Source organism: Pseudomonas sp. TE50-2 (genome assembly GCF_040813665.1).
GTDB lineage: Bacteria > Pseudomonadota > Gammaproteobacteria > Pseudomonadales > Pseudomonadaceae > Aquipseudomonas > Aquipseudomonas soli.
This window is the reverse complement of sequence record NZ_JBFNXN010000001.1, coordinates 3,625,393-3,637,148: the sequence shown is the minus strand read 5'-3', so window position 1 is coordinate 3,637,148 and position 11,756 is coordinate 3,625,393. Positions and strand designations below refer to the sequence as shown.

Genomic DNA, 11,756 nt, shown 5'->3' with positions numbered 1-11,756 from the left:
TTGGACACCTTATCCCCAACCGGAGGGTGTTCCATGACGAAATACAACCTGGCACTCAAGCAGGCACTCATCGAAGAGTGCCTTTCTGCCCGCAGTGTTCATGAGGTGGCGCTCAAGCATGACCTGAGTCCATCGCTGTTACGCCGCTGGGTAAAGGGCTACGAGCAACACGGTGCAGCCGGTTTGATTGCCAAGTACAGCCACTACGACGCGCAGTTCAAATTGAAGGTTTTGCAGTGCATTGAGCAAGACGGACTGTCCGCCCAGCAAGCTTGCGTGCAGTTTGATATCCGCGGCCCGAGTAGCATCAGGCAATGGAAAAGGTTGTACGATAAAGGCGGAGTAGAAGCCCTTCACCCGCGCCGTACCCGAGAGTTCAGCATGCCCCGCAAGCCATCAAAACAGTCCAGCACAAGCCCGCCCACCCCAGCGGACAGCGAGCTGACACCAAAGCAAATGCTCGAAGAGCTGGAATACCTGCGCGCGGAGAATGCTTATCTAAAAAAGCTCGATGCCTTGATCCAAGCGGACCCTCGAACTGCGCAGGCAAGAAAACGCAGGCTATCCAAGGATTGAGGCGCGGGCATCGACTTGCTCTGCTGCTACGTGCTGCAGGGCTGGCACGCAGTACCTTTTATTACCAAAGCAAAGTGCTGGTGGCTGACAAGCATGCTGCTCTCAAAGAGCGCATCAACAGCCTCTATCACGGACATAAGGGGCGGTACGGCTATCGTCGTATCACTGCGGTCCTCGGGCACAATGGCGAGGTGGTCAACCACAAGAAGGTGCAGCGACTGATGCAGTTGATGGACCTCAAATCTCTGGTCAAAGTTAAGAAATATCGCTCGTACCGAGGCTCCGAGGGGGTTGTTGCATCTGATCTACTCAAACGCAAATTCAAGGCAGAAGCCCCCAATCAGAAATGGGCAACCGACGTGACAGAGTTCAAGGTAAAGGGGCAGAAGCTGTTTCTCTCGCCTGTGATGGACCTGTACAACGGCGAGATCCTTGCTTATCAGATCAACCGGCGTCCTGAGTTCAAGATGGTTTCGACAATGCTGGAGCAAGCCTTCGAGCGGCTGAATCCAGGTGACAAACCGATACTGCATTCCGATCAAGGCTGGCAATATCAACAGCCAACTTACCGGCATATGCTGGCTGGGAAGAATATCGAGCAGAGCATGTCACGTAAGGGCAATTGCCTGGACAACGCCGCCATGGAAAGCTTTTTCGGCACGCTCAAGAGCGAGTTTTTTTACCTGGAATCGTTTGAAAGTGTTGAGCAACTGGCATCAGGGCTAGAGGATTACATCGCCTACTACAACCAAGAACGCATCAGTCTCAGACTGAATGGCTTGAGTCCGGTAGAATTCCGAACCCAAGCGCTGGCCGCATAGCGCTACCTGTCCAACTTTCGGGGGTCAGTTCACGTAAGGGCGAAAAGGTGACTATGCGTCAGTATAGTAAATGAATGCGCTTACAACTGTGGAAACCCACGCCGATCGCATTTGACTTTGACTTTGACTTTGACTTTGACTTTGACTTTGACTTACACAGCGTGTGTCTCGAAAATTATATGCGCATTCATTTGCGATGGTGACGCACAATCACCTTTCCGCCCTTACGGCGGGTCCCTTTTTGAAGCATCAAAAAGGAACCAAAAAATGCTCGCTCCATTCATCCGGCCCCTACGCTTCGCTCCGGGGCCCCCTCACTCCGGCCTTGCTCCCGGGAGGACCGCGCTGAACGCCCCATCCTGGGGCGCAGCGCTTGACGGGCATCCATGCCCGTCACCTCCCTCCGCAAGACCTCCGTTCGGCCTCCTGAAGTCGCAATTTGTGTCGCCTGAACTATCGCGCACTTAGAAGCAAAAGCAGAGCAAGAGCAAGAGCAAGAGCAAGAGCAAGCAACTTTTCTGAACAATGGCTATATAGCTACAGTTACAGTCCTGCCAGAAAGATTCTGAATACAGTGGCTGCGCCGCAAAAAGCCGTTATTGCTGATCATTATAATGAAACTTCGGCATCTCCCAATGAAACCGAATCGCCAACAACCGCAACAGAAAACCACCAAACAGTGTCAGCAACATGGCCTGCTCCGCCGGTACCTTGAAGTAAACGCACCCCAGATAGAACCAAGCCGCCGCGAACGAAACACTGGCATACAGCTCACGTCGAAACACCAACGGAATATCGTTGCAGAAGATGTCCCGCAGGATGCCGCCAAACACCCCGGTAATCACCCCGCTGATGGAGGCGACAAGGAACCCCTGCCCCATCTCCAGCGCGGTCATGCAGCCGATCAGGGTGAACGCCACGAGACCCAGGGCGTCGAGCACCAGGAACAGCGACCGCAGATGGCGCATCAAGGGCGCGATGAAGATGGTCAGCAGCGCCGCGAAGCTGGTCAGCACCAGGTACTCGGGATGCTTCACCCAGGTCAGCGGGTAATGCCCGAGCAGTACGTCACGCACCGAGCCGCCACCCAGCGCGGTGACGCAGGCGATCAGCACCACGCCAAACCAGTCCATGCCGCGGCGGCCAGCGGACAGGGCGCCGGTCATGGCTTCGGCGGTGATGGCGATGAGATAGAGCATCAGCAACATGGTGCAGGTCCGTGCGGGAAAGGCGCGCAGTCTACCCAGTCACGCGGGGCACCAAAAGGGGCGCGCCGATGATCATCGGCGCACAAGGTCAGACCTTGATGAAATGCTCACGGTAGTGACGCAGTTCGCCAATCGACTCACGGATATCATCCAGCGCCAAATGGGTGTTGCCCTTCTTGAAGCTGTCACGCACTTCCGGCGCCCAGCGCGCGGCCAGTTCCTTGAGCGTGGACACATCGAGGTTGCGATAGTGGAAGTAGTTTTCCAGCTCGCGCATGTGGCGATAGAGGAAACGACGGTCCTGGCAGATGCTGTTGCCACAGATCGGCGACTTGCCCTTCGGTACCCACTGCTCGAGGAAGGCGATGGTCTGTGCCTCGGCCTCGGCCATGCTCACCTTGCTCTCGCGCACGCGCTGGGTCAGGCCCGAGGCGCCATGGGTGCGGGTGTTCCACTCGTCCATGCGCGCCAGCACCTCGTCGCTATGGTGAATGGCGATCACCGGGCCTTCGGCCAGTGTGTTCAGCTCGCTGTCGGTGACAATGGTGGCCATCTCGATGATGACGTCGTTGTCCGGATCCAGGCCGGTCATCTCCAGATCGATCCAGATCAGGTTCTGTGGATTTTGCATGAAAGGGCTCCTCAAATAGGCCGTCATATTAGCCTAGCGAACGGGTGTTGGGCGCGCCGTGCTAAACTGCCTGCCGTTTTCTTTCTGCCCCGCCGACACGGAACCTTCATGGCCAAACGCCAGCTCAACCGCCGCCAGAACTGGCGCATCGAAAAGATCCAGGGTGAACGCGCCGCTCGCGCCGCCAAACGCGAGCAGCATGTACTGCAGGAACTGGAGGGTGGCGACCTGGGGCCGGAGCAACTGGGCCTGGTGATTGCCCACTTCGGCGTGCAGGTCGAGGTCGAGGCCCAGGACGGCGAGGCCGCGGGCCAGGTGTTCCGCTGCCACCTGCGGGCCAACCTGCCGGCGCTGGTGACCGGCGACCGTGTGGTCTGGCGCGCCGGCAACCAGGGCATCGGCGTGATCGTCGCGCAGATGCCGCGCAGCACCGAGCTGTGCCGGCCGAACAACCATGGCCAGCTCAAGCCGGTGGCAGCCAACGTCGACCTGATCGTGATTGTCTTCGCCCCAGCGCCCGAACCGCACCCCAACCTGATCGACCGTTACCTGGTCGCCGCCGAGCATGCCGGCATCCGCCCGCTGCTGCTGCTGAACAAGGCCGACCTGATCAACGACGAGAACGCCCCGACCCTCAACGCAATGCTCGAGGTCTACCGTGGCCTGGGCTACCCGCTGCTGGAAGTCTCGGCGCACCAGGGCGATGGCATGCAGCGCTTGCAGCAGACGCTCGATGGTCATATCAGCGTGTTCGTCGGCCAGTCGGGCGTGGGCAAGTCCTCGCTGGTCAACAGCCTGCTGCCTGATGCAGGCACCCGTGTCGGCGACCTGTCGGAATGGTCCGGCCAGGGTACCCACACCACCACCACCGCGCGCCTCTACCACTTCCCCAATGGCGGTGACCTGATCGACTCGCCAGGCATCCGTGAATTCGGCCTGGGCCATGTCAGCCGTGACGATGTCGAGGATGGCTTCATCGAATTCCGCGAACTGATCGGCAACTGCCGCTTCCGCGACTGCAAGCATGACCGCGAGCCTGGCTGTGCGCTGCTCAAGGCCCTGGAAGACGGCAGCGTTACGCAACAGCGAATGAACAGCTATCGCTCGATCATCGCCAGCTTGCCGGAAGACACCTATTGAGGTGGCGGCAAGCACGCTAGCATCGTAGGAAATTTTACCGGAGCAGGTAGGACCGCTCCGGTTTCGCGGTCACCTATTGTCCCTTCCGCTGCTTTCCCTGATGGTCATGGCCTTGTCGTCGGTATTGATCAGGGAGGGCAGCACAGATGCCGGTATTCATCAGTTACCACCAGAACGAACGGCTCGATGCCTTCATCCTGAACGAGCGTCTGCTACTAGAAGGCATTCCCACCCAACTCGTCCCCTTCGACAGTGAAGGGCAGACCCACGACGACCTGCATGGCAGCTTTTGCCAACACATGGCCGATTCCACTCATTGGATCGGCGTGCTCTGCGAGGCCCATGCCGAAGACTGGTGGACGGCCTGGCTACTGGGCGCAGCGGCCATGGCGGATCGACGGGTGACTTTCTACCATGCTGGCTCGGCTGACCTGCCGCAAAGGCTGGGCAAGTGGCCAGTAATGCGAGAACGAGAGCATATAGACCTGTTCGTGCGCGCCTATCATGACGAGCAGACCTTTGGCCGGGCCATGGCTTCGCCGGCCGGGGGTGGCGTAGTGTCGGACAGGGACAACGCGGATTTCTTCCATGCTGATCTCAAGGCCAAGATCAGGCGGGGGTTCTGAATGCATCGGGGCCGCAAAGCGGCCCCTGTCACTTACTGGTCCTTGGCCTCGTCCATCTTCAACACGCCATCCTCGAAGATGTTCAGCTTCTGACGCAGCTCGCGCGGTTGCATCGGCGTATCGCCCGGTGTCGCGGCCGCACCTGGCGCAGCGCCCGCAGGCGGTGCTTCAGTGGCAGGCGGCGCAGCCTCCGGCTTGCCCTGTTCACCCTCGATATCGCGTTGCGCCTTCTTGGTGAGGACGATGATGTCGATACGGCGGTTGACCGGGTTGAACGGGTTGGCACGGTCGAACAGCGACGACGATGCATAACCGACTACACGGGCCACCTGCTCATCCGGATAGCCACCGGCGACCAATGCACGACGCGCCGCGTTGGCGCGGTTGGCCGACAGCTCCCAGTTGCCGAAATCGCCAGTGCCGGAGTACGGCTTGGCATCGGTATGGCCGCTGATGCTGATCTTGTTCGGCACCGCCTTGATGGTGTCGGCCATGGCCAGCAGGATGTCTTCGAAGTACGGCTGCAGGCGTGCGCTGCCCAGGTCGAACATCGGCCGGTTCTCGGCGTCCATGATCTGGATGCGCAGGCCGTCCTGGGTGATCTCGAACAGGATCTGGTCCTTGAACTTCTGCAGCTGCGGGTTTTCCTCGACCTTGTTCTGCAGCTCCTGCAGCAGCAGCTCGAGGCGCTCGCGCTCCACCTGCTCGGCCATGGTCTCGACCTGATCCTTGTCCAGTTGCAGGCTGGTATCAGGTGTCGGCTCGGACTTCACTTCCGGGTTGATGGTCTTTTCCGGCGCCAATTCTGGCGAACCACCCAGATCGATGATGTAGGGCGTACCGCTTTCGGAGAAACCGATCGGGTCCTTGAAGTAACCGGCGATGGCGATCTTCTGCTCGGGCGTGGCGGTCGACAGCAACCACAGCACCAGGAAGAACGCCATCATCGCCGTGGCGAAGTCGGCGAAGGCGATTTTCCAGGCGCCGCCGTGATGGCCGTCGCCGAAGCGCTTGACGCGCTTGACGATGATGGGCTGATTGTTCTCCATGGCTTAGCGACCGCGTACTGCTTGTTCCAGCTCGGCGAAGCTCGGGCGGTGCGCCGGGTACAGCACCTTGCGACCGAACTCGACCGCCAGCGACGGCGGCATGCCGGAAGCCGAGGCCACCAGCGAGGCCTTGATCGCCTCGTAGACGTTCAGCTCTTCCTTGGCATCGTGGCGCAGGGCGTTGGCCAATGGGCCGAAGAAGCCGTAGGCAGCAAGAATACCGAAGAAGGTACCGACCAACGCCGCACCGACGTGCAGGCCGATGGACTTCTGGTCACCGTCACCCAGCGAGGCCATGGTCACCACGATACCCAGTACCGCCGCGACGATACCGAAGCCGGGCATGCCGTCGGCGATCCCGGTCACTGCGTGGGACGGGTGCTCGAGCTCTTCCTTCATGCTCAGCAGTTCCATGTCGAACAGGCCTTCGAGCTCGTGGGGCGCCATGTTGCCGGTGGACATGATCCGCAGGTAGTCGCAGATGAACGCGGTCATGCGCTCGTCGCCCAGCACCGCCGGGTACTTGGCGAAGATCGGGCTGGCTGCGGCGTCCTCGATGTCGCCTTCGATCGCCATCATGCCTTCACGACGGCTCTTGTTGAGGATCTCGTACACCAGGCCCAGCACTTCCAGGTAGAAGGTGTGGGTGAAACGGGTGCCGAACATCTTCAGCGACTTCTTGATTACATGCATGGTCATGTAACCAGGGTTGGCCTGGAGGAACGCACCAAAGGCCGCGCCGCCGATGATCAGCACTTCGAACGGCTGGATCAGTGCCGCGATCTTGCCGTGGGAAAGCACGTAGCCGCCGAGCACGCTCGCGAATACGACGATGATGCCGATAATTTTAGCCATAAGTTGGAAGCACTTGCTGTCGTGGTCAGGATAGGGAACGGAAGCTTGAAAACTCTTCTTCTACTTATCGGCAGAACTGCGCCAGACTATAGCCACTCATTGCGAAAAGCCAGTTCGGACTGATGTCAATATGCCAATTGAAACCAAGGTGCCAAGTCAGGTTCCGTCGAGTCTAGAGGCCTGGATCAAGCTGCTCGACGGGGTCCGCGTACCGGTGCCGAAAGAGAGCCATGATCGCGTGCTGCAGGCCATCAACGACAGCCGTCGCTCCCTGCGCGATATCGCCGAACTGATGCAGGACAGCCCCGCGCTGGTGCTCTGCGTGCTGCGCGAGGCCAACCACCCGGCCAACGCCAGCCAGGCCGAGCCGGCCGAGAGCCTGGAAATAGCCCTTAACCGACTTGGCCTGGCCCGCGTCAGCCAACTGCTGGCACGCCTGCCATCGCTGCCGGCCGACGAGATCCCGCCGGTGCTGCGCCAGTTCCTGCTGATCAGCCAGCATGCCACCCAGCAGGCCAACGGCCTGTTCGCCAGCCGCCTGGCGCGCCTGTGGCAGGAAATCCACTGGGGCAGCCTGTTGTTCCTCTCGCCCCTGTGGCCCCTGGCCCTGGCCTACCCCAAGCTGCTGGACACCTGGGAGCTGCGAGTTATCCACAAGGGCGAGGACGCTGCTGAAGTCGAGCAGCAACTGTTTGGCGTGCGCATCATGCAATTGTGCCAGGCCATGGCCGAGCACTGGCGCCTGCCTGAATGGGTGACCCAGGGTTACCGCCTGCTGATGGACGAGCGCGAACAGCTGGCGCAGGTACTGAACATCGCCCGCGAACAGGACCCGCTGGTCCAGCAACAGCGCCTGGACGAAGAGCCGGCCCTGCGTCGCTGGTTCAACCAGCCCCCGAATACCGTGCTGCTGGCCAACGGCCTTGCCCTGGCTGCCCAGGTTGGCTGGGACAATCCGCATTTGCTGCGCTGGCAGCTGCTTACCGCCCTTTATCTGCAGACCACGCTGGACGATGTGCAGCAGCAGGTTCACCAGCAGGCCGCGGCCAGTGCCCGCCATCACGCCCGGCATGCCCTGTTCCACCCGGCCGAGGCACTGATCTGGCCTTGGCACCAGCGCCGTCCGCACCCGGACATGCTCACGCCGCCACCGCCCAGCACCGAGGACCTCGGTCGCTGGCGCACGCTGTGCCAGGAACTGCTCGCCCAGCCGAGCCCGTTCAGCAACACCGTGCACCTGGCCACCCAGGCCCGCGAAGCGCTGCTGGCGTGCGGCATGCAGCGCCTGATGCTGCTGAGCCTGGACAAGGCCACCGACTACCTGCGGGTGCAGCAGACTGCGGGCCTGCCCAAGGAAGCCAGCGTCATTGCGTTGCCGATCGCGCAGAACAAACTCCTGCAGAAACTGATGAGCAAGGCCGGGCAATTGCGCCTGACGCCCGAAAATCACGCCCAGTTCACCGCGCTGCTGCCAGCGCCACTGCGCGCATTCTTCCGCAGCGAACACCTGCTGCTGCGCTCGCTGGCGGTCGGCGACCAGGTGCTGATGCTGGCGGTGGCGGACCAGGACGGCAAACCGCTGGCCGATGTCAGCGTGCAGGCATTCGGTAAAACCGTGCAATGCATCGAGCGCGCCCTGGCCCTCTTCGGCAACCGCCATTCATGATTGCCTTGCGCTACAATCGCCCCCTTTGCACCCTGGAGACCGTGGATGACTGACTTTTCCGGCTTGCCCCTGGTGATCGAAGCCGAGGACCTGCTGCCGCGCCTGGAATCGCCGCAACTGATCCTGGTCGACCTGACCAGCGCCAACCGCTATGGCAGCGGCCACATCCCCGGGGCGCGCTTCGTCGATCCCAAGCGCACCCAGCTGGGGCAACCACCGGCGCCTGGCCTGCTGCCGGCACGCGCCGACCTGGAGAAGCTGTTCGCCGAACTCGGTCATCGCGACGATGCGGTCTATGTGGTCTACGACGACGAAGGAGGCGGCTGGGCCGGCCGCTTCATCTGGTTGCTCGACGTGATTGGCCACCAGCGCTATCACTACCTGAACGGCGGCATACAGGCCTGGCCGGCGGACAAACTGTCCACCGAAGTGCCCGCCAGCATGGGCGGGGCGGTGAACCTGCGACTGCACCCGGAGCCCACCGCCACCCGCGAATACCTGCAAAGCCGCCTGGGCGCCGCCGACCTGGTCATCTGGGACGCCCGCGGGCCACTGGAATACAGCGGCGAGAAAGTGCTGGCCGCCAAAGGCGGGCACATTCCCGGCGCGATCAACTTCGAGTGGACCGCCGGCATGGACCTCAACGACCACCTGCGCATCCGCAAGGACATCGCCGAAGTCCTGCAAAACCTTGGCATCACCCCCGACAAGGAAGTGATCACCCACTGCCAGACCCACCACCGCTCCGGCTTCACCTACCTCGTGGCCAAGGCCCTCGGCTATCCACGGGTGAAGGGCTATGCCGGTTCCTGGGGCGAATGGGGCAACCACCCCGACACGCCCGTCGAAGCTTAAGGACGCTCAATGAAATCCCGCTTGTTCATCATCAGCCAGTACCTGCTGCCGCACCACTTGCTGTCGCGGCTGGCCGGCTGCGTCGCCGAATGCCGCGCACGCTGGTTCAAGAACGCCTTCACTGCCTGGTTCGCCAAGCGCTACCAGGTGAACATGTCCGAGGCACTGGTCGAAGACCTCAGCGCCTACGAGCACTTCAACGCCTTCTTCACCCGCGCCCTCAAGCCCGGCGCCCGCCCGCTGGACGAAACCCCCGGCGCGATCCTCTGCCCGGCCGACGGCGCGGTCAGCCAGCTCGGCCCGATTGAGCACGGCCGCATCTTCCAGGCCAAGGGCCACGGCTACAGCGCCCTGGAGCTGCTGGGCGGCGATCCGGCCCTGGCCGCGCCGTTCATGGGCGGCGAATTCGCCACCATCTACCTGTCGCCCAAGGACTACCACCGCGTGCACATGCCGCTGGCCGGCACCCTGCGCGAGATGGTCTATGTGCCGGGCCGGCTGTTCTCGGTCAACCAGACCACCGCAGAGAACGTACCGGAGCTGTTCGCCCGCAACGAGCGCGTGGTCTGCCTGTTCGACACCGAGCGCGGCCCGATGGCCGTGGTGCTGGTCGGCGCGATGATCGTCGCCTCGATCGAGACCGTCTGGGCCGGCCTGGTCACGCCGCCGAAGCGCGAGCTGAAGACCTTCCGCTACGACGACGCCAGCCGTGCGCCGATCCATCTGGAGAAAGGCGCCGAACTGGGTCGCTTCAAGCTGGGCTCCACCGCCATCGTGCTGTTCGGGCCAGAGCAGGTGAAGTGGGCCGAGAGCCTCGGTGCCGGCTCCGCCGTGCGCATGGGCGAGTTGCTGGCGCAACCGGCCCAGGCCTGATTGACTGCTGCAACAAGAAAGGCCCTGCTCAGCAGGGCCTTTTTCATTGGGACCGCTACGCGGTCCATCGCCGGCAAGCCGGCTCCCACAGTAAGAAAGCAAACCTCTGTGGGAGCCGGCTTGCCGGCGAAAGGGCTGCAGCGCAGCCCCAGGGCTCAAGATCAACCGCGTGCTTCGCGATCGCGTACGCCGAGCAGGTACAGCACACCATCCAGGCCTAGGGTCGAGATCGCCTGCTTGGCCGACTGACGCACCAGTGGCTTGGCGCGGAAGGCCACACCCAGGCCGGCCAGGGACAGCATCGGCAGGTCGTTGGCGCCATCGCCCACGGCGATGGTCTGCTCGAGCTGCAGGCCCTCTTCACTGGCCAGTTGCTGCAACAGATCGGCCTTGCGCTGCGCATCGACGATCGGCTCGACGGCCACGCCGGTGACCTTGCCGTCCACCACCTCCAGCTCGTTGGCGAATACGTAGTCGATGCCCAGGCGCGCCTGTACCTGCTTGGCGAAGTAGGTGAAGCCGCCGGAAAGGATCGCCGTCTTGTAGCCCAGGCGCTTGAGCTCGGCGAACAGGTGCTCGGCACCCTCGGTCAGGCGCAGCGAGGCGCCAATCTGATCCAGTACGCCCACGTCCAGGCCCTTGAGCAGCGCCATGCGCTCTTTGAAGCTGGCCCGGAAATCCAGCTCGCCACGCATCGCGCGCTCGGTGATCGCCGCTACCTGCTCACCGACACCGGCAGCCTTGGCCAGCTCGTCGATGACTTCGGCCTCGATCAGCGTCGAATCCATGTCGAACACCGCCAGGCGGCGGTTGCGGCGGAACAGGTCGTCACGTTGGAAGGCGATATCGATGTTCAGCTCTTCGGACAGGGCGAAGAAGTCGGCGCGCAGGGCCTGGGCGTCGCTGGCTTCGCCACGCACGGAGATTTCCAGCGCCGACTTGCCCTTCTCGACCTGGGCATCCAGCGCCACGCGGGCCGACAGGCGCTCGATGCGCTCGATAGTCAGGCCGTACTGGCTGATGATGGCGCTGACCCGCTGCAACTGCTGTGGCGTGACCCGGCGGCTGAGCAGGGTGACGATGTGGCGGGCCTCGCCCTGGCTGTCGGCCCAGTGCTGGTAGTCGGCCTCGGAGATCGGCGTGTAGCGCGCCTGCAGGTTCAGCTCATGGGCCTTGGCCTGTACGCTCTGCAGCAGCGCGGTGGCCACCTCGTTGTCGGGGATGTCGACCAGGATGCCGAACGACAGCGTGCCGTGCATGACCGCAAGGCCGATGTCGAGAATGTTCACACCGCCCTGGAGCAGGACGCCGGTGATGGCCGCGGTAAGACCTGGACGGTCTTCACCAGTGATGTTGATCAGGACGATTTCGCGCAAGACCGGGCTCCAACTCGATGAAAAATGCGCATTCTACCGATTTTCCATGACCATCGGGCGCCAACGCTACTTTGCCGACA

At 62.1% G+C, this 11,756-nt stretch carries 11 protein-coding genes; 6 read left to right on the top strand and 5 right to left on the bottom strand.

The features are described from left to right. The first annotated feature begins 33 nt into the window (after nt 1–33). A protein-coding gene (locus tag AAHK21_RS16600; RefSeq protein ID WP_367856463.1) for an IS3 family transposase occupies nt 34–1,397 on the top strand; the annotation gives its coding sequence in 2 pieces (ribosomal slippage) (nt 34–499 and nt 499–1,397; 1,365 coding nt in all). Between the two features lie 596 nt (nt 1,398–1,993). Here the strand turns inward: AAHK21_RS16600 and AAHK21_RS16595 are convergent. Beyond that, nucleotides 1,994–2,605: a trimeric intracellular cation channel family protein gene (locus AAHK21_RS16595; protein WP_367857816.1), complete on the bottom strand. Its 612-nt coding sequence runs from the start codon at nt 2,603–2,605 to the stop codon at nt 1,994–1,996. A gap of 88 nt (nt 2,606–2,693) precedes the next feature. Further along, nucleotides 2,694–3,236 (bottom strand): oligoribonuclease, encoded by a 543-nt coding sequence (gene orn, locus AAHK21_RS16590; protein WP_046853993.1) that lies wholly within the window; start codon nt 3,234–3,236, stop codon nt 2,694–2,696. 108 nt (nt 3,237–3,344) lie between these two features. Between orn and rsgA the strand changes: the two genes are divergently transcribed. Beyond that, on the top strand, nt 3,345–4,376 hold the full coding sequence (gene rsgA / locus AAHK21_RS16585; protein WP_046853992.1) for a small ribosomal subunit biogenesis GTPase RsgA: 1,032 nt from the start codon (nt 3,345–3,347) through the stop codon (nt 4,374–4,376). 146 nt (nt 4,377–4,522) lie between these two features. After that, a complete protein-coding gene (locus AAHK21_RS16580) occupies nt 4,523–5,002 on the top strand; it encodes a molecular chaperone Tir (protein WP_367857815.1) in 480 nt (159 codons plus the stop codon). 32 nt (nt 5,003–5,034) lie between these two features. Here the strand turns inward: AAHK21_RS16580 and motB are convergent, their stop codons facing one another. Beyond that, nucleotides 5,035–6,051 carry a flagellar motor protein MotB gene (motB, locus tag AAHK21_RS16575; RefSeq protein WP_367857814.1) on the bottom strand — a complete coding sequence of 339 codons (1,017 nt, stop codon included), beginning with the start codon at nt 6,049–6,051 and terminating at the stop codon, nt 5,035–5,037. Between the two features lie 3 nt (nt 6,052–6,054). Next, nucleotides 6,055–6,906 carry a flagellar motor stator protein MotA gene (motA, locus tag AAHK21_RS16570; protein ID WP_023630652.1) on the bottom strand — a complete coding sequence of 284 codons (852 nt, stop codon included), beginning with the start codon at nt 6,904–6,906 and terminating at the stop codon, nt 6,055–6,057. A gap of 130 nt (nt 6,907–7,036) precedes the next feature. Here motA and AAHK21_RS16565 point away from each other — a divergent pair, with 130 nt between their 5' ends. The 3 genes from AAHK21_RS16565 to asd are packed head-to-tail and all read left to right on the top strand — an operon-like array spanning nt 7,037 to nt 10,300. Next, nucleotides 7,037–8,572, top strand: coding sequence for an HDOD domain-containing protein (locus AAHK21_RS16565; protein ID WP_367857813.1), 1,536 nt, complete (start codon nt 7,037–7,039; stop codon nt 8,570–8,572). Between the two features lie 45 nt (nt 8,573–8,617). Then, nucleotides 8,618–9,427: a thiosulfate sulfurtransferase gene (gene rhdA, locus AAHK21_RS16560; protein WP_367857812.1), complete on the top strand. Its 810-nt coding sequence runs from the start codon at nt 8,618–8,620 to the stop codon at nt 9,425–9,427. Nucleotides 9,428–9,436: 9 nt separating this feature from the next. After that, nucleotides 9,437–10,300, top strand: coding sequence for an archaetidylserine decarboxylase (asd, locus tag AAHK21_RS16555; RefSeq protein WP_038706897.1), 864 nt, complete (start codon nt 9,437–9,439; stop codon nt 10,298–10,300). A 161-nt stretch (nt 10,301–10,461) separates the two neighbouring features. On the opposite strand, the gene serB is transcribed toward asd, so the two are convergent. Next, entirely contained in the window at nt 10,462–11,676 is a 1,215-nt protein-coding gene (serB, locus tag AAHK21_RS16550) for a phosphoserine phosphatase SerB (RefSeq protein WP_367857811.1), read from the bottom strand. Between the last annotated feature and the right edge of the window lie 80 nt (nt 11,677–11,756).